This is a genomic window from Natrinema sp. 1APR25-10V2 (assembly GCF_031626495.1).
Lineage (GTDB): Archaea > Halobacteriota > Halobacteria > Halobacteriales > Natrialbaceae > Natrinema.
In genome coordinates this window covers 25,211-41,741 of the sequence record NZ_JAMQOJ010000010.1, presented here as the reverse complement: position 1 = coordinate 41,741, position 16,531 = coordinate 25,211, and the positions used below count along the sequence as shown (strand labels likewise).

Sequence of the window (16,531 nt, the reverse complement as noted above, 5' to 3'; positions counted from 1 at the left end):
CACGGTGTTTCGGTCTCATCCTTCAGTCGGCTCCCCAGAGAGCGTTCTTCGCGATCTCGCGCAGCTGAAGGATCCTCTCGATGCGACTAGCACCGAACGTGGTCCAGTATATACGGCAGCGACGTTCATGTTCCTCGACAAACTCTCGACGATCGACCTATATCTGGATGGTGACCCAGACCGAACGATCGACGAAGCGCGGCCAGCGGATCTTCTCGAGCCGACCAATATGGAACACCTCGACCAACCGCTGTTCCTGTTGGGCCACGGCGTCGAGAATCCGGCCAACGGCATCTATGGCGACGAGGAGTACCTCTACGTTGTCGAACGCCCGTCACGGAACCCGTTCGAGGAGCCCGCCGAGTGGACCGTAAAGGTGAGTGGTCACTCCGCGTTCCCCCGCTGGACGGCCCAACCGACGAGGCCTTCGAGCGGGCCAGCTGGCAGTTCCATGGCCTGTTGAAGCACGCACTCGAAGAGTTAGCTACTGAACCGACGTGAGAATGTGACCGGTCTAAATGATACCGCCGATGACGAGCAGTCCGACGACGAGCAGCAGCGTCGCGACCACGCTCCCCCCGGCCAGCCACTTGTTCTCCATCGCCTTCTCATGGAGCGGCATCTCGGCGTACTCCTCACGGAACGCCTCGAGGTTCTGGTCATCGTAGAAGTACTTCGTCTTCAGCGCAAACCGTTCCGTCACCGCACAGCCCGTACAGACCGGCTCGCCTTCCAGCCGCTCCGTTTTCGTGTGGCTGGTACAGGCGATGGCCCCGCAGTTCGGACAGTAGGTGTACGTCTCATCGACGCCGCTCGTGTCACAGTGGACGCACCGATGGATGCCGTCCTCGGCAGTCACCCTTGACGGTCCTGCCGCGTAGTACTCGTAGGGGTAGGTGTATTCCTGGAGCTCGGTCGTCTGTCGAACCTCGGGGAGGTACACTGTCTCGATCGACTGGACGGAGATGTCCGAGCGGTTCGGCTCGCAGGTCTTGTTGTATGTGACGTTGTTGTCGCCGGTGTAGGTCACCGTCGTCGTGTGGTGCTGCTGGAGTCGCTCGACAGCCCACTCCTTGTACTCCGTCTGAGTCTGGCCGAACCGCCGCTCCTCGACGTCGTCGAATACCTCTCCGAACTGCTCGGCGTCGAGGTCGACCGTCGCGTGGAGGTTCTCTGTGACCAGCGTCGCGACGTCCTCGTCGACGACCTGTGGCTGCCCGCGTTCGGCGTGGGCAACGAATCGCGTCCGGTCGTTGATCCGGTGGATAACGCCCACCGATGTCTCGAAGACGGCGTTCGTGTCCGCGGTGACCGCGACCACCGGGCGGAACGTCACCGATGAGTGTGGTTCTGGGAGGTCGGCAGCCTCGATGTTCTCGATGTCGCGGAACGCCTCCGCGACGGGGGTGTCGACCTCGGCGGCCGGGTCGTACGGGCGTAGCGTCTCGTCGCAGAGGATCTCGATGCGACCGTTGTAGAGGTCGAGGCCGATCTCGTCGGCGATCTCCCGGAGGTCCTCGCCGTCGAGCAACTCGATTGGGTGTGGGTCGTCGTTCTGCTGGAGTCGATTTGCGTACTCCTGAGCAGGGTTCGTGAACCGGCCGGTCGTGACGACCATCCCGCGTTTCGGGCCGTCGAAGTCGAACGTCGCGATGGCGGAGTGGAGCTTCTGGACCACCGGCCGTCCGACCGTCCCCGTGTGCTTGCACTCCACGATGATCGCGCGCCGGGTGCCGTCGACGACCTCCTCCATGATGACGTCGCGACCCTCGTCGGCGGTTCGGTCGGCCTGACGGACGTTCTCGTAGCCGAGGTTGCGGAACACGTCCTCCATCACGTCCTCGAACTCGAACCCCGAGAGATCGTCCAGTACAGCCATCCTCAATTATGTGGACAGTACGTTGCAACTGCCAAATACGTTGCCGAACGCTACGCCGTCCTGTTTGTGGAACCCCTGAAAGGGGTGCGGGGGTCACCGAACCGCCCGCGAGCAACGAATGAACGGGAATGTACCTGTAGCAAGTTCGGAATCGGTTCCAGTCGCATCGCCTGATCAGTCCCACCGAGACGCAGTCGAGTACGTCGGCTTCCGCGTCGACGGCCAAGCCGTCGTGCTGAACCTCTCGGAGCATCGGCGACTCTCCCTCGAGCGCAGTCTGGACCTCGTCAACCACAGTCCGCAAATTCAACCGAAGCTACTTACGTGATACAGGCGTATCACAGCATATGAGCACTGACAGCGACGCCGGCGGCGACGGTGAAATGGAGAAGATCAACGTCCGGGTGCCACAGTCGCTGCTGGCTCAGGTCGACGACGTCTGGGAGGAGCGTGGCTACGCGAACAAATCCGAGTTCATCCGCGACGCGCTTCGAGACGCTGTCAACCCGCCAACGCAGCTGTCCGAGGAAGCGCTGGAACATCTGGCCGAGAGCCGCAAGCAGCGGGAGCAGGGTGAGACGGTGTCGCAGGACGACGTGAAGGAGCGGCTGGGCATCGATGACTGAGGTCGAGTGGACACCGAAAGCACTTGATTTGCTGGAGGGACTCGAATCGGAAGCCCAAGAGCGGTTGGTGAAGAAACTCGACGAGGCGAAAGACTGGACCTCTCATCGTCTCGAAAAGCTCACCGGGTATCCATACTACAAGCTTCGTGCTGGCGACTACCGTGCGATCATCACGTGGGACCGGGATGAGGATGTCCTGATCGTTGAGGCGGTCGGGCATCGCCGGAATATCTACGACCGTCACCTCCCACCGTAACACACGCGGTCTACAGACCTGCCCAGGTCGGTGACGAACCCGGTCTGAAATTCAAGTACGATTCCGGTTGGTAGTGTTTATTGCCCCCGAGAGGGGTGCGGGGGAATTCACTCCCCGTCATTGATCCATGACCGATTCAGAGTACCCCTGGCGAGACGAATCGCTCCTCTACGAACTCTACTGGGAACAGGAGTTGAGCACGGTCGAGATCGCGGACAAACTGGACTGTACACAACAGACGGTCTCGAAGTGGATGCAGCGATTCGACATCCCACGTCGAGACGCACGAGAAGCGGCCCCGAACCGGCGACGGCATCCCGCCGTGTTCACCGACCGTGGCTACGTCATCTGCGCCTCGAACTATCGTGGGACGACGGACTCCGTCGGTATCCACCGACTCGTAATGGTAGCAGAGCGCGGGTTCGACGCCGTCGCGGACAAGCACGTTCATCATAAAAACGGCATTCGGTTCGACAATAGGCCGGAGAATCTCGAACTCCTCAGTCGCGCCGAACACGCCGAACGACACGGCTTCGGGTCCGAGATTAAGCCTACCGACCACGAGTGGGATGTCTCTGATCGCGAGCGGGACGAACGGGGGCGATTCAAATGACGACGGCATACGTCGGCCGACGTCGACGAGGAGAGCTCGTTATCACTCGCCGTCCCGAGGACACAGAACTCACGCCCGACCGCAGTCTCGATCTCGTCAACCACAGTCCGAGTGGCTTCGAGGTCGGGTACCGGGGCAGCGGGCCCGCCCAGCTTGCGTGCGCGCTCCTTCTCGACTACTACGACGATGAGCAGGTCGCCCGTCAACACTACATCGCGTTCCGGAATCAGGTGGTTTCGCAGCTGGAGTGCGACGGTGCTGCGGCGTGCTGGCACCTCCCCGGCGAGGAGATCGACGCCGCGATGGCGACCCTTACCGACGACGTCGTCGCGCTTCCCGACGGCGGACGTCCGTCGCCAACACTTCCCGAGAACTGGCGAACCGTCTCCCGTCCCGACCGGCGGGTCTTCCAGCGCGCTGATCGCGACCACTACATCGTGCTCGGGGAGGGAACCGACGAGTGCCTCGTCATTCTGTGCAGTCAGGGAGACCGCGCCTATCCAGCGCCGTTGGCTATTCGGACGATTCCGGTCGATGCCGACGTTGAACAGGCTATCCGCGACCTCGCCGACGAGAGCAACGACCTCATCGAGCCGCCGGAGGGGGAGTGCTGATGGAGACGCTTCGACTGGCGCGAGCCACCCACCAGCTCCTCGAACGTGGTGTCGAGGCGCTCGAGAAAATCGGGCGCGAGATGGGGCAGCAGTATTGTTGAGAAGGGATCGATTATATGGGCCTAATTCGTTGGCCTCGGCGCCCTTAATGAGAGCGGTAGTTCTGGTTCGTACGGGACGGGATATCTGCATTCTGCGCTCTTAGCAGAATTGTTCTACCAGTGTTCTGGTTTTGGCGGAAGACAGTTCGACAATATTCAACGGCCAAACCCCGCTCAGAAGTCCTCAGTGAAGACTCTCACCTCGCCTTGATTGGTAATTCCGACATCGATGGTCGTCTTCAGTTCATTCTGGTTCGTACACTCTTTGAGGACCCCATAGAGGTGTGTATAGAGTTCCGGACGACAGTATGCAATTTTGATACCAGCTTCGTCTGCGTGTGAATAGACGCTGGCAACTAAATCATCAAAACTCGTCCCTGGAGAGACGGAAAACTGGATCGGCGACCGGATCGTCCGGACGAGTTCCAATGTCCGACGGGCCTTCTCGATGTTCTGTTCTGCCGCTCGTTCGATAGCACTGATATTCGAATCGGTCGTCCCCAATTGGTCCGCCACTTCTTGTTGCGTATGACCCTGCTCCCGGAGCTCAAGTACCTCCACCTGCCGGTCGGTCAATGTCGTTGATGCAGTAGAGCTCATACAGAGTCAAACAGATGTGTTTGAGATAGGCTTTTCTCTCAAACTATTCTCTATCTCGTATGGATGAATGATGGATCTCTGACTACGCGACGGCGAGTTCTTTTTACTGCCGGGACTGCGGCTGTCGCTGGTTTTTCGGGCTGTACAGGTGCGGGTAGTCGAGATCGGAGCCCATCAACGCCGGTCACCATCCTCGCAGCTGGAAGTCTCCAGAACGCACTAGCTAACGGGCTCAAGCCTGCTGTGGACATCCCAGTAGAAGTCGAGGCCCATGGTTCTGCGACGGTGGCTCGAATGATCGACGAAGGACAACGCGATCCGGATATCGTCTCCGTCGCCGACGTGGCGCTCTTTGCAGAACCACTCTCACCGTCGTGGCATTCCGTGTTTACCAGCAACTCAGTCGTCATCGCGTATAATCCAGATACAGATGGTGGGGCACGCCTGGCCGAGGCCGGAACCGAAAGCTGGTACGAACCGATGGTCAACGGGAACGTGAATATCGGCCGTACCGACCCTGATCAAGACCCACTTGGTTATCGGACCCTCTTCATGCTCGACCTCGCCTCACGGTACTATAACGAGGCAACGGATCTCAGAGAGGGGATCCTCCAGCAAGATCAGATCTATCCCGAAACGTCGTTAATCAGCCAGTTCGAGACCGGCTCTATCGACGCCGCCTTCGCCTACCGCAATATGGCCGTCGAACGCGAGTACGAATACATCGAATTACCGGATCAGATCAATCTGAGTAATCCAGAGTACGCCGAGGATTGGTACTCAACGACCTCGTATACACTGCCGAGCGGCCAGGAAATCCAGGGTGGGCTCATTAGTTATGGCTCAACCATTCGGCACATGAGCGACGCCGCAGTTTCCGTGTTCGACGCACTTACGACAGGGAACTATCTCGAAGAACATGGATTTCTCCTGCGCGAACAGTTCCCTGCCTATTCGGGCGACGTTCCCCAACGCATCAGGCAGGCTACTGACCAAACTAACGAGAATCAATCCCAGCTCAGCGGACCCGACAAAGAGCTATCGTCGACAGTCTCAGACATCACTGTCCTGATTTGAATGACAACAGACACACACTCAAATCGATCTACAACGGATACGTTTGGGCTTGATTGGCTCAGCGTTGCGCTCATTCTTGGGGGAGTGCTACTCCTGTACTACATCGTTCCATTGGTGTCGCTGTTTCTCTCGGTATCGGCTGGAGAGATCCTTGCTCGGATGAACAATCCAACCGTCGTAGATTCGGCGACAACGTCGCTTCTGTCGGCATCGATTAGCACAGCCGTCGCCACGCTGTTCGGTTTGCCACTCGCATACTGGCTCGCACGCACCGACGGGGCTGTGACAAAGGTCGTCCTCGCAGTCGTGGTCCTCCCGTTGGTACTTCCCCCTACAGTCGGCGGTATCGTTTTGCTTACCGTCTTCGGGCCGGGATCACCTCTCGGGGAAGCCGCGATCACGGCTGGGTTTCCACTCACACGATCGCTCGCTGGGGTCATACTCGCCCAGACGTTTGTTGCGTCGCCGTTCGTAGTCGTGACAGCAAAAGCGGCATTCGAAAGCGTCGATCAAACACTCGAATATGCCTCTCGCTCGTTGGGGAAAAGCCGACTGACGACCGCTCGCCATGTGACGCTACCCTTGGCCGGCCCAGGAATTCTTGCCGGTGTAACGCTCGCCTTTGCACGGGCAATCGGCGAGTTCGGCGCGACGATGATGATGGCGTACTATCCCCGGACGATGCCGGTCCAAATCTGGGTGGCGTTTATCGAACTCGGTCTGGATAACGCCTACCCGGTAGCGATACTTTTGGTACTAATCGCTGCCACGGCACTATTGATTCTCAATACTATCGCCTCGAATCCATGGGAATGACACTTGAAATCTCTCGATTGCGCAAAGACTACGGCCAGTTCGACTTCGGTCCCGTTGACTTGGCGGTTGAGGACGAAGTGCTCGCCGTTCTAGGGCCATCTGGCAGTGGGAAAACAACCTTGCTCTCGCTGATCGCTGGTATTGCTACTCCGAAGTCTGGATCAATTCGACTCGATGGACGAAACCTGGTCGGGTTGTCGCTCGAAGACCGGCGTGTGGGGATGGTGTTCCAAGAGGGAGCGCTTTTCCCCCACATGACCGCCCGAGAAAACATCGAATACGCAGCTACAGCCAGCGATCGCGCTGACGAACTCGCGATCCTACTCGAACTAGAGGAAGTCCTTGATAGAAAGCCCCCGAAGCTCTCGGGTGGGGAACGACAACGGGTCGCCCTCGCACGAACGCTAGCGACCGACCCGGACGTCCTTCTCCTCGACGAACCGCTGTCGAGCCTCGACGCACCGATCCGGAAGAGGCTCCGGGACGAACTACACAGCCTGTTCAAGTCGATCGAGATTCCGGTTCTTTATGTCACACACGACCAGCGGACGGCGACGGCACTCGGTGACCGAATCGCCATCGTTCGAGACGGTACCCTCGAACAGATTGGCTCGCCGTCGACGGTACTCACGCAGCCTACAAATCGTTTCGTCGCTCGCTTTACTGGGAACGAGAATCTCTTTGAGGGGACAGTGACGGACCGAAGCGGAGACGGAGTGATAGTTCAGGTCGGGAATATTCAGTTCCAGACGACTGCGCCAGATATCTCCGCATCGGCCGTCACGGTTTGTATTCATCCATCACGGGTAGAGGTCGAAATGCCCACTCTTGCCGACGGTGACGGAGCGACAAACACAGTCACGGGCACGATTGCTCGGTGGTTGAACGAGGGAAGTGAGTACCGGGTTGAAATCGAGGTTGAAGCGGGGGCGCTCACACTCACAGCAAACGTTCGCCCGCCGACGTTCGAGCAGCTGGCGCTCGAAAACGGCTCAGAGGTCCAAGTACTAATTCCGCAAGAGGCGATCCACTTGATTCCGGAACGCCAGTAGTTTCCCGCCAACACTCGTAGAATCATCCCCTTGACGGGGCACTTAGAGGAGAAATCCACACGTGTAGAGCTGGCCGATTTTAGGACATAGCGGTACAACGAGCGACAATAGCGTACCGCCGATGCCCTATCGTAACTTGACCCAACACGTCACCGGCGGAATTCCTCTTTCAACAGGCTAGTACCGGGTTGTTTCAGCGGCCAAAATCTTGGACTGGACGTTTATTTAACCAACATTCTCTCCTTCCTAAGACATAGTGTTGGTTAACGTGGTGTTGTTGTTGCGCCCGGCAGAGGGGCGCAGGGCGCGAGACGAGGCAGGCGGCCGTCGATGAGCGTTCCTGCGTCGAGGTGACCGAAATGAAAGACCCAGAGTCGAGAACCATCTTCGCTGGCGTCGATGGACGTACCGACACCGAACTGCCCGAGTGGTACCGACAGCGTCGCGGGGGCAGCGACTCCGTGACCTTCGCCGAGGCGATTCGTGACCTCCCGCAGGCCGTCGAGTCGACCGTGGCCTACAAGAATCCATACACCGACGAGTGGGTCGAGACGGAGCGGTTCAACGCGCTCGTCGAGCCGAGTCGCGCTCGAGAGCAGGCCCGTGAGGAGGACGCCGAAATGGATTCCTTGTTCCATATTCCGACCGACTCGTACGCAATCATCAACCCGGTCGATGTCTACGGGCCGCTAGAGGAGGTCCTCCGCGAGGAGACCGTCGAAGGGACGCCACTCGGTGACGTAATGTTCGGCGAGATCCGACGCTACCGGGGCGGCGGCGAGGTCCACATGGACATCATGTTCGACGGCCTCGAGGTGCGCCTCCCCGGCCGGTCGGACCCGATCACGATGGGCGTCACGTCGGGCTACGACTTCTTCGGCGAGCACGCCGTCTACGTGGAGGGATTCGCCCAGGACGGGTACTGTTCGAATACGATGCGGTCGCTCACCGACAAGGAGGTCATCAAGCACGTCGGCGACGTGCGGAACTTCCGGACCTGGTGGGAGGAGATCCTCGCACAGGTCGAACTCGTCGCCGACGACCTCTTCGAGTTCATCCGTGATGCCCAGGACATCGACCTCGACTTCTCGGAGCTCCCGTTCACCGTCACAGAGTTCTACAGCCTGCTGGGGTTCCCGGACTACCTGGCCGAGCGTGCCGCGAGCGATGCGGAGGCCAACGCTGTCTCCCCCGTCGAGATCGATATGTGGACGCTCCATTCCGGCGCGACGTACGCGCTGACCCACTTCTTTCAGGGCAAGGAGGGTGCGTCGCTGGACGGCTACGTCCGCACGGCCAACGATATCCTGTTCAACCCGGAGGGCACCATCGAGCGCGTCGAGCGAGCCTACGAGGAGCAGCTGGAGGCGGACGGCGACGACGGGTCGCAGGCGTCGCTCGCCGGTGAGCGGGCACTCGCGAGCATCGAGCGCGTCAGCGACGACCTGCAGGAGAAGGTGGACCAGTTCGAGGAGCGGGAGGATGCACTCCGTGAGCGGTTCCAAGACGCGATGGGCTGAACCTCGAATTGTCGGAGCTCAGCTGTTTTCAGTTGCCCACTCGAGTAACGGTTCCAGTCGTGTTCGAACCTCGTCGCCGTCGTCAGTCAACGCGTATTCGACACGCGGCGGAATTTCGTTGTACTGCGTCCGTGAGACGAGCCCTGCCTCCTCGAACTCGTCGAGGCGTTTCGAGATCGTGGACGTGCTCGCCGTCGGGAGGTGGTCCTCGATCTCCGCGAACCGCAGTGAGTCGTGCGCGCCGATGATACTGACGAGTTGCATCGCGTATTTCCGGCTCAACGTGTCGATGACACCCGTAAGCGGACAATAGCACGTGCCGTCGACGTCACAGACGGGGGCTGATGAGGTGGTATCTGCCATAGCTTTGCGGCCTCCAACTTCCTCCATAGCTTTGGACTCCGAAGTATAAACCCTTCCCGTCGTAAAGTAATAGTACGCGTGACGAGCGACTCTCAATACGATCTCGTGATCCTCGGCGGCGGTGCCGCAGCCTTCGCCGCGATTACCGAAGCAAGCCGCCGAGATCTCTCGACGGCGATGGTGAACACCGGCCTGCCGATCGGTGGGACCTGCGTGAACGTCGGCTGTGTTCCAAGTAAGCATCTGCTTGCCGTCGCCGAGAGCGGCGCTGCAGCGTCGGAGAACCCCTTCGACGCCGTTCGATACCCCGAGGAGCCGACCGTTGACTGGGCCGACGCATTCGACGGAACCGACGAACTCGTCGAACGGTTCCGCCAGGAGAACTACATCGACGTAGCTGAGCACTTCGAGACCGACATCTACGAGGGCTACGGCCAGCTGGTCGACGACACAACCATCGAGGTCGTCCAAGGAACCGACGAAGGAGCCCGAATCACCGGGAACAAAGCACTCGTCGCGACCGGAAGTTCGCCCTGGGCGCCGTCCATCGACGGGCTCAACGAGGTCGAGTACTACACGAGCGAGACCATCCTCGAAGAGCGGGACCTCCCGGAGCGCATCGTCATCATCGGAGGCGGCTATATCGCCCTCGAGTGGGGGCAGATTCTTCACCGCGTCGGCGTCGACGTGACCATCCTCCAGCGCTCCGAGCGTGTCCTCTCGGGAATGGAAGGCCAGCTCGGACGAGAGATGCAGCGCGCATTCGAAGACGAGGGGATCGACGTGGTCACCGGCAACGACTTCCAGCGCGTGCGCACATCAGCAACTGACGGCGGGGTCGAAGCAATCCAATCGGGCGTCGCTGTCGAGACAGTTGTCGAGGGCGCCGAGCAGACGGTGACCGGAGACGCACTATTCGTCGCGACCGGTGTTCAGCCCAACAGCGAGGGTATCGGCCTCGAATCAGTGGGAGTCGAAACGAACGACGACGGGACGATCCACGTCGACGAGCACTTCCAAACCACGAATCCCGACGTGTACGCCGCCGGCGACGTAATCGGCGAGCCCGAACTGGAGACGGTCGCCGCCAAGGAAGGCAATCACGCCGTCAAGAACGCCTTCGGCGATGAAGGCGTCAGCATCGACTACGGTGCGGTCCCCGCAGTCGTCTTCACAAGTCCCGAGGTCGCAGCCGTCGGGACGACCGAACTGGAGTACATGGACGAACACGGCACCTGTTCCTGTCGGACCGTCCAGATGGAGGACGTACCGCGAGCGAAAGCCGTCAAGAACACGGATGGACTCGTCCAAGTCGTCAAACACCACGAGACCGACGAAATCGTCGGCGTCCACATGGTCGGCCCCCGTGCCGCCGACATGATCATGGAAGCGACGCTGGCGGTGAAGTTCGGCCTCACCATCGACGACATCATCGACACCGTCCACCCGTTCCCGACGTTCTCCGAGGCGTTCAAACACGCCTGTCAGGCGTTCCGCCGGGACACGACCACGATGAGCTGCTGTATCGAGTAACCCCTTACCAGCATCATCCAAATCATGACCGAGGCCAAGAATACAGTGACGTCCGCATTGTGTATAGACCGAGAAGCAACGGCTAGCGACGACACCATCTGTGGAGGGCAGATCAATGAGTAACGGATACGACTACGACCTGCTTGTCCTCGGCGGCGGGATGGCTGGCCTCCCGGTCGCGATGAAGTGTGCGTATTCCGGGATGGAGACGGCGCTCATCGAGGAAGACCTCCTCGGCGGCACCTGTCTCAATCGTGGATGTATCCCGACGAAGACGATGCTCCGGAGCGCAGAGGTCGCAAACCTCGCTCGCCGGAGCGAAGAGTTCGGTATCGACATCGACGGCGCCATCGAGGCCGACATGGACGTAATCGTCGACCGCAAGGACGACGTCGTCGAGAGCATCCGCGAGGGGGCCTATGAGAACGTCGAGGGCAACGAGAACATCAACTTCGTCGAGGGCCATGGCGTCTTCGAATCTCCACACAAGGTCTGCGTCGACGACCGCACGCTATCAGCCGAACGGGTCGTCATCAATACGGGTGCTCGCCCAGCGAAGCCACCGATTGACGGCCTTGAGGATGTGGACGTCCACGACAGCACCGACCTGCTCACCCTCGACTCAGTCCCCGACTCGCTGGCCGTCATCGGCGGTGGCTACGTCGGCTGCGAGTACGCCCAGATGTACAGCCGGTTCGGCGCTGACGTCACCGTCTTCCAGCGAAGTGAGCGCCTCCTTCCACAAGAAGATCCAGAGGTGAGCGGGGTCATTGAGAGCGCCTTCGAAAACGAGGGAATCACCGTTCAGACCGGTGCGCCCGTGACGGCACTTGCGGAGGCCGACGACGGTATTCGTGTCGACGCCGATGCTGACGACGACGTTTCCATCACCGTCTCGGACGTCGCCCTCGCCGCGGGCCGAACACCGAATACGGACGGTCTCCGGCTCGAAGATATCGGCGTGTCGCTCGACGATCGGGGATTCGTCGAGACCGACGACAGCTTCAGAGCGACTGCTGACGGAGTTTACGCCATCGGCGACGTGAGTGGGCCGCCGATGTTCACCCACTCCGCTCGCGACGACGCAGACCTCCTGTATCGGCACCTCGCGAAAGGTAAAGAGATCAGCACTGAGGGCCGAACTGTCCCGTGGGCGGTGTTCACCGACCCACAGGTCGGCCACGTCGGGCTAACCGAACAGGAAGCCCGGGACGAGGGGTACGAGGTGGGGATCGGCCGCCAGGACTTCGCCGACCAGGGCAAGCCGAAGGCGCTCGGTGAGACCGAGGGATTCGTCAAACTCGTCACGGACGCCGACACCGACGAGCTACTCGGCGCCCACGTCGTCGGTGAACAAGGTGCCGAAATCGTCCACGAACTCGTTCTCGCCATCGAACTCGGCGCAACTGCGGAACAGATTGCCGAAACGATGCACATTCACCCCACGCTCCCTGAAAGTATCAACTCCGCTGCCGGTGGAGTTCACAAACCCTCGTGAGAGCCGAGAGTTACACCTTCATTAGTCGTGCTGTCCCCGGGAAGGTCAGGTACCCGGTCGGAGGAGCATCGTCTTCACGCGACCGACCCCATCGAAGTCACGGAGCCGATACACGAGTTCCCGAACCCGCGCCGCATCGCCGTGACAGAAGACGGTCTCCAAACACCACTCCCCCTGATGAGTGTGGCTCATCGTCTCGATGACGTCCTGAAACTGATGCTGGGCAGAATGGATGTCGTGAATCACCTCGTGGTGCTGGTAATCGAACGCCAGTACAGCGACGACTTCACCCGTAACCTCTTCGAGTTGTGAGTGCCCCTCGATGTATTCCTGCATCGCTTCACGAATCGCCCGCGAGCGGGAGTCCAATCCCTCAGCCTGCCACGTCTCATCGAACTCCTCGAGAATGTCCTCAGACACGTTCAAGCTCGTGCGCATACTCCCCAATTGGTCCCCTACTGTCTTGACCCCTCGATTATTACGGAATTCCTGATTTAGTCTTAACAACCGCTATACGGCGCAAGGATCGAGAGATAGATGAATGCTCCACGGCGAGGCGTTTCCACTGTTGGTCGGCGCGATTGCGCTCGGATTCGTGCACGGCATCGAGCCCGGACACGGATGGCCGGTCGCCGCGAGTTATGCACTCGATCAATCCAACAAGTGGCTCTACGGATTCGCCGCCAGCTCGCTAATCGGCATTGGCCACCTCATCAGCAGTCTAGCGATGGTTGGCGTGTTCTTCTACGCGAAATCCTACTTTGAGCTGACCCAAGTGAACGAGCCGATCTCGATTTTTGGCGGCATTACCATCGGCGGTCCAGTGAGTATCGTTGCAGGCGTTTTACTCATCGGACTCGGGATTCGTGAGTACACACACGGCCATTCTCACCAGCACGAGGACGAACACGGGCACAGCCACGGACACGACCACGATACACAGACGGAGGGAAGGTCAGACCATCACGACCACGCCACATCATCCACACAAGAATACTCCTCGGATAGGTTACTGACACGGGTGAAAACTCGTCTTCGAGGAATCGGCGGGCACTCCCACGATCACGGAGGCGATCCAGCTACAGACGCCGACCGCGGACTTCTTGGAATCGCCTGGTTCGCATTCGTCCTCGGGTTCGCCCACGAGGAGGAGTTCGAGATTATCGGGCTGTGTGCCGGTTCAACATACTGTCTGGAACTGATGACCGCGTATGCGCTGACAGTCATCATCGGTATCGTCGGGTTGACGATGCTCCTGATCGCTGGGTATCAGGAGTACGAAGAAACGGTTGAGAAGTACACACCGTACCTGCCGCTGTTCTCAGCGACCGTTCTCGTCGTCATGGGACTCGGCTTCATCGCCGGCATTTTCTGAATCGGGAGGTTGAGTTTCCGGTCTCTCACCTTCCTGTGTTCTGTGAGGTCTTTCGCGCCGCTAAAGGGTGGAGGCATCCAGAATGAGTGGCCCATCACATGAATCGGAATCAGCTGCAGAATTTCCACCGGAGAAACGGCTAGAAGCACCGAACACGCGCCTGATCAAGGCAGGGATCGCGACGATTCCGGATATGGAAACCCTCCAGGAGTGTGTTGCCTACGAGAACGCCCACCAGAATCGAACGCAGATTCTGCGCCGGCTCAAGTGGAAGGCTGAAGAGCTGCGTGAGAACGAAGAGTAAGCTCTATTCTTAACCAACACTCTCCGCGTGAGTTTCCCCTATTGTTGGTTAATCAAATGTGCCTCGGTTTTTCGGGCTCCTGAATGGGTGCGGGGCAGCCAGCATCGATAGGATGACGCATCGCAGACCTCAGAACGGACATTCAAATACCGAGCCGGGACCAAACTGAGTGACTCAACTACTCAGAAATCATGGGCAAGAAGCTGTACTCAGACGATGAACTCCTCAACCGGCTCCAGAAGTTCGCTGAGGAACTCGGTCGTCCCCCGTCGCAGAGTGAGATGGACGATTCAGGGCCTCATGCTTCGAAGACGTACGGGAATCGGTTCGGGTCGTGGAATGACGCACTCGAAGCTGCCGGACTTCAAACCGGAGCGAACGATCCTAACGGACGACCACTGACGGCCGAAGAGGACCTTCTTACTGATCTCAAATCAGTTGCCGACATGGTAGGGGGAACTCCGTCAGAGCGCGAATACAGTACTCACGGAGAGTATTCAGTAAACACATACTACACGCGATTTGGAGGGTGGAATTCAGCACTACGGGCGGCCGGTTTTGAACCGAACGTCGAAATGAACCTCTCCGAGGAGACACTCATTACCGCCTTACACGGGTTCGCTGAGAAACTGGGTCGACCACCCACGACAGATGAGATGGACCGGAGTGGCCCCTACACCTCGAATTCGTACAAGCGAGCTTTTGGGACCTGGAATCGTGCTCTTCGGCAAGCGGAATTGGAAGTCCACTCCGTGTGGGATGTGAGCGAGGCAGATCTGATATCCGAACTCAACAGTCTCACCGAGGAGCTAGGCCATGTCCCTCGGAAGGATGAGATGCGGAACCAGGGGAAATGGAGTGCAGCAGTCTATCAGGAGCGATTCGGTTCGTGGAATGAAGCTCTACGAGTTGCCGGTTTCGAGCCGAATGAGCGGTGGCGAATTCCACGGGAGGAGTTATTAGCCGAATTGCGGGCAGTCGCGGATGATCTGGGCCACCCACCGACAACAACGGAAATGAACGAACACGGGAAGTTCACCATCGATCCGTATCAGCGCGAATTCGGAGCGTGGCGAACAGCGCTTCAAGCGGCCAATCCGGACTATTTAGAAAGCTACCGTCAGTCAGATACTGAGACAGTCCCGTTTGGCTCGAACTGGCCACAGATTCGCGAGGAAATCATACACCGTGACAACGAATCCTGTCTCCGTTGCGGTATGGACCGTGAAACGCACCGAGACCGATTTGGGCGTGATCTTCCGGTTCACCACCGGATTCCACGACGGCGGTTCTACACCGATCCAGACCGGTCGGTCGACGATGCAGATGTGCCGAGTAACCTGCTGACTCTCTGTATCCCGTGCCACTGACGTCTCGAACGGCTGCCAGTCCAACCGGTAGTTGACTAACAAGTGAAGTTCCACGTTCAGCACATGGAGATCGCCGGCGAGCAGAGCGTCTACCTCCCGCCGACGTGACATAGAGGGGGTTCGATTCTCACCCCGATCTTCCCGAACCGACTGGTGAGCGGGAATTTCTCAGTCCTTAGGCTCTGAGAACCCACGCAGCGCCGAATGCAAGCAGAGAGACAGCTAGATTGCCGAGCGCATTTAAGAATGCAGCTCTCTGATCACCCTGCTCCCAGAGGCTAACGGTCTGAAAGCTAAAGGACGAGAATGTCGTGAACGCCCCACAGAATCCCACACTCACCAGGAGGAGGATGTCGGAATCACTTACCCCAAAAATGACTGAACCGAGGATGAAGCTCCCGAGTGCGTTTACGACGAGGGTCGCCCACGGAAACGACGTGTTGTCGATCAGCTGCCCGACCATATAACGCAGAGCTGCACCGACTGCCCCGCCAATACTGATGAGGAGAATCTCCATTAGTCATCACCCGGCGTTGGAGGCTGAATTGCAGTTGTAGACGTGGTGGCCACGATTTTTCGACTGACAAGGACTCCGCCAAACCCGGATGCGTAACTGGCGATAATATAGGGGACTGCAAGTTCCGGTGCGGTCAACGCAATGTCGGCCACGAACGTGCTGTAGGTCGTAAATGAAGCGAAGAAGCCCGTCCCGAAGACATAACGCAGCCGTTTCGTGAGGAACTCATCTGCTCGAGCATCAAAGAGGAGTAATCCAAGTCCGAAGCTCCCGAGAGTGTTGACGAGGAGTGTAACCAGGAGTGCGTCACCCGCTGCTGCCCCGACAGCGTATCGAAGGTTCGCACCGACGATTCCACCAAGTGCAATCAATACGATCGCTTCCCCGTGCCGAATGAGTTGTCTCCGTAGCATCTGA

General features: G+C 59.0%; 19 protein-coding genes and 2 pseudogenes. 15 read left to right on the top strand and 6 right to left on the bottom strand.

Annotated elements, in window-relative coordinates; genetic code table 11:
- Positions 1–4: 4 nt before the first annotated feature.
- Positions 5–501, top strand: a pseudogene (locus NDO75_RS25505) (hypothetical protein).
- 13 nt (positions 502–514) lie between these two features.
- Here NDO75_RS25505 and NDO75_RS25500 read toward each other — a convergent pair.
- On the bottom strand, positions 515–1,879 hold the full coding sequence (locus NDO75_RS25500) for a restriction endonuclease (RefSeq protein WP_310909394.1): 1,365 nt from the start codon (positions 1,877–1,879) through the stop codon (positions 515–517).
- A gap of 118 nt (positions 1,880–1,997) precedes the next feature.
- On the opposite strand from NDO75_RS25500, the pseudogene NDO75_RS27840 reads away from it, so the two are divergent.
- From NDO75_RS27840 to NDO75_RS25480, 5 genes and pseudogenes are all read left to right on the top strand, one after another.
- Positions 1,998–2,180 (top strand): annotated as a pseudogene (locus NDO75_RS27840) (hypothetical protein); the annotation flags it as partial.
- A gap of 46 nt (positions 2,181–2,226) precedes the next feature.
- Positions 2,227–2,505: a type II toxin-antitoxin system Phd/YefM family antitoxin gene (locus tag NDO75_RS25495; RefSeq protein ID WP_310909393.1), complete on the top strand. Its 279-nt coding sequence runs from the start codon at positions 2,227–2,229 to the stop codon at positions 2,503–2,505.
- Complete coding sequence (locus tag NDO75_RS25490) at positions 2,498–2,761, top strand: type II toxin-antitoxin system RelE/ParE family toxin (protein ID WP_058984726.1); 264 nt, start codon at positions 2,498–2,500, stop codon at positions 2,759–2,761. The genes NDO75_RS25495 and NDO75_RS25490 overlap by 8 nt, the downstream gene beginning before the upstream one ends.
- Positions 2,762–2,888: 127 nt before the next feature.
- Entirely contained in the window at positions 2,889–3,374 is a 486-nt protein-coding gene (locus NDO75_RS25485; protein ID WP_310909392.1) for an HNH endonuclease, read from the top strand.
- The gene (locus NDO75_RS25480; RefSeq protein ID WP_310909391.1) at positions 3,371–3,988 is read left to right on the top strand and encodes a DUF6166 domain-containing protein; all 618 of its coding nucleotides are present in this window, start codon (positions 3,371–3,373) and stop codon (positions 3,986–3,988) included. Before NDO75_RS25485 ends, NDO75_RS25480 begins: the two co-directional genes overlap by 4 nt.
- Before the next feature lie 275 nt (positions 3,989–4,263).
- Here NDO75_RS25480 and NDO75_RS25475 read toward each other — a convergent pair whose 3' ends face one another.
- Positions 4,264–4,689, bottom strand: coding sequence for a Tfx family DNA-binding protein (locus tag NDO75_RS25475; protein WP_310909390.1), 426 nt, complete (start codon positions 4,687–4,689; stop codon positions 4,264–4,266).
- A gap of 63 nt (positions 4,690–4,752) precedes the next feature.
- Here NDO75_RS25475 and NDO75_RS25470 point away from each other — a divergent pair, with 63 nt between their 5' ends.
- From NDO75_RS25470 to NDO75_RS25455, 4 genes are all read left to right on the top strand, one after another.
- Complete coding sequence (locus tag NDO75_RS25470; protein WP_310909389.1) at positions 4,753–5,766, top strand: extracellular solute-binding protein; 1,014 nt, start codon at positions 4,753–4,755, stop codon at positions 5,764–5,766.
- Positions 5,767–6,582: an ABC transporter permease gene (locus NDO75_RS25465; protein WP_310909388.1), complete on the top strand. Its 816-nt coding sequence runs from the start codon at positions 5,767–5,769 to the stop codon at positions 6,580–6,582.
- On the top strand, positions 6,573–7,634 hold the full coding sequence (locus tag NDO75_RS25460; RefSeq protein ID WP_310909387.1) for an ABC transporter ATP-binding protein: 1,062 nt from the start codon (positions 6,573–6,575) through the stop codon (positions 7,632–7,634). The genes NDO75_RS25465 and NDO75_RS25460 overlap by 10 nt, the downstream gene beginning before the upstream one ends.
- A 359-nt stretch (positions 7,635–7,993) precedes the next feature.
- Positions 7,994–9,154 carry a hypothetical protein gene (locus NDO75_RS25455; RefSeq protein WP_310909386.1) on the top strand — a complete coding sequence of 387 codons (1,161 nt, stop codon included), beginning with the start codon at positions 7,994–7,996 and terminating at the stop codon, positions 9,152–9,154.
- Between the two features lie 18 nt (positions 9,155–9,172).
- Here the strand turns inward: NDO75_RS25455 and NDO75_RS25450 are convergent, their stop codons facing one another.
- A complete protein-coding gene (locus tag NDO75_RS25450; protein ID WP_310909385.1) occupies positions 9,173–9,517 on the bottom strand; it encodes a helix-turn-helix domain-containing protein in 345 nt (114 codons plus the stop codon).
- Between the two features lie 78 nt (positions 9,518–9,595).
- Between NDO75_RS25450 and merA the strand changes: the two genes are divergently transcribed.
- Complete coding sequence (gene merA, locus NDO75_RS25445; RefSeq protein WP_310909384.1) at positions 9,596–11,050, top strand: mercury(II) reductase; 1,455 nt, start codon at positions 9,596–9,598, stop codon at positions 11,048–11,050.
- Between the two features lie 115 nt (positions 11,051–11,165).
- Entirely contained in the window at positions 11,166–12,548 is a 1,383-nt protein-coding gene (gene lpdA / locus NDO75_RS25440; RefSeq protein ID WP_310909383.1) for a dihydrolipoyl dehydrogenase, read from the top strand.
- 45 nt (positions 12,549–12,593) lie between these two features.
- On the opposite strand, the gene NDO75_RS25435 is transcribed toward lpdA, so the two are convergent.
- Positions 12,594–12,986, bottom strand: coding sequence for a ribbon-helix-helix protein, CopG family (locus tag NDO75_RS25435; protein WP_310909382.1), 393 nt, complete (start codon positions 12,984–12,986; stop codon positions 12,594–12,596).
- Positions 12,987–13,089: 103 nt separating this feature from the next.
- Between NDO75_RS25435 and NDO75_RS25430 the strand changes: the two genes are divergently transcribed.
- The 3 genes from NDO75_RS25430 (at position 13,090) to NDO75_RS25420 (ending at position 15,597) form a co-directional block, all read left to right on the top strand.
- Positions 13,090–13,923 (top strand): hypothetical protein, encoded by an 834-nt coding sequence (locus tag NDO75_RS25430; RefSeq protein ID WP_310909381.1) that lies wholly within the window; start codon positions 13,090–13,092, stop codon positions 13,921–13,923.
- Between the two features lie 82 nt (positions 13,924–14,005).
- Positions 14,006–14,227, top strand: coding sequence for a hypothetical protein (locus tag NDO75_RS25425; RefSeq protein WP_310909380.1), 222 nt, complete (start codon positions 14,006–14,008; stop codon positions 14,225–14,227).
- Between the two features lie 191 nt (positions 14,228–14,418).
- Complete coding sequence (locus tag NDO75_RS25420; RefSeq protein WP_310909379.1) at positions 14,419–15,597, top strand: hypothetical protein; 1,179 nt, start codon at positions 14,419–14,421, stop codon at positions 15,595–15,597.
- Between the two features lie 175 nt (positions 15,598–15,772).
- On the opposite strand, the gene crcB is transcribed toward NDO75_RS25420, so the two are convergent.
- A complete protein-coding gene (crcB, locus tag NDO75_RS25415) occupies positions 15,773–16,114 on the bottom strand; it encodes a fluoride efflux transporter CrcB (protein WP_310909378.1) in 342 nt (113 codons plus the stop codon).
- Positions 16,114–16,527 carry a CrcB family protein gene (locus NDO75_RS25410; protein ID WP_345784928.1) on the bottom strand — a complete coding sequence of 138 codons (414 nt, stop codon included), beginning with the start codon at positions 16,525–16,527 and terminating at the stop codon, positions 16,114–16,116. The genes crcB and NDO75_RS25410 overlap by 1 nt, the downstream gene beginning before the upstream one ends.
- Positions 16,528–16,531: the final 4 nt, after the last annotated feature.

Coding starts and splice junctions, on each gene's coding strand:
- NDO75_RS25500 (WP_310909394.1), bottom strand. CDS start 1,879: ATGGCTGTACTGGACGATCTCTCGGGGTTCGAGTTCGAGGACGTGATG.
- NDO75_RS25495 (WP_310909393.1), top strand. CDS start 2,227: ATGAGCACTGACAGCGACGCCGGCGGCGACGGTGAAATGGAGAAGATC.
- NDO75_RS25490 (WP_058984726.1), top strand. CDS start 2,498: ATGACTGAGGTCGAGTGGACACCGAAAGCACTTGATTTGCTGGAGGGA.
- NDO75_RS25485 (WP_310909392.1), top strand. CDS start 2,889: ATGACCGATTCAGAGTACCCCTGGCGAGACGAATCGCTCCTCTACGAA.
- NDO75_RS25480 (WP_310909391.1), top strand. CDS start 3,371: ATGACGACGGCATACGTCGGCCGACGTCGACGAGGAGAGCTCGTTATC.
- NDO75_RS25475 (WP_310909390.1), bottom strand. CDS start 4,689: ATGAGCTCTACTGCATCAACGACATTGACCGACCGGCAGGTGGAGGTA.
- NDO75_RS25470 (WP_310909389.1), top strand. CDS start 4,753: ATGAATGATGGATCTCTGACTACGCGACGGCGAGTTCTTTTTACTGCC.
- NDO75_RS25465 (WP_310909388.1), top strand. CDS start 5,767: ATGACAACAGACACACACTCAAATCGATCTACAACGGATACGTTTGGG.
- NDO75_RS25460 (WP_310909387.1), top strand. CDS start 6,573: ATGGGAATGACACTTGAAATCTCTCGATTGCGCAAAGACTACGGCCAG.
- NDO75_RS25455 (WP_310909386.1), top strand. CDS start 7,994: ATGAAAGACCCAGAGTCGAGAACCATCTTCGCTGGCGTCGATGGACGT.
- NDO75_RS25450 (WP_310909385.1), bottom strand. CDS start 9,517: ATGGCAGATACCACCTCATCAGCCCCCGTCTGTGACGTCGACGGCACG.
- lpdA (WP_310909383.1), top strand. CDS start 11,166: ATGAGTAACGGATACGACTACGACCTGCTTGTCCTCGGCGGCGGGATG.
- NDO75_RS25435 (WP_310909382.1), bottom strand. CDS start 12,986: ATGCGCACGAGCTTGAACGTGTCTGAGGACATTCTCGAGGAGTTCGAT.
- NDO75_RS25430 (WP_310909381.1), top strand. CDS start 13,090: ATGCTCCACGGCGAGGCGTTTCCACTGTTGGTCGGCGCGATTGCGCTC.
- NDO75_RS25425 (WP_310909380.1), top strand. CDS start 14,006: ATGAGTGGCCCATCACATGAATCGGAATCAGCTGCAGAATTTCCACCG.
- NDO75_RS25420 (WP_310909379.1), top strand. CDS start 14,419: ATGGGCAAGAAGCTGTACTCAGACGATGAACTCCTCAACCGGCTCCAG.
- crcB (WP_310909378.1), bottom strand. CDS start 16,114: ATGGAGATTCTCCTCATCAGTATTGGCGGGGCAGTCGGTGCAGCTCTG.
- NDO75_RS25410 (WP_345784928.1), bottom strand. CDS start 16,527: ATGCTACGGAGACAACTCATTCGGCACGGGGAAGCGATCGTATTGATT.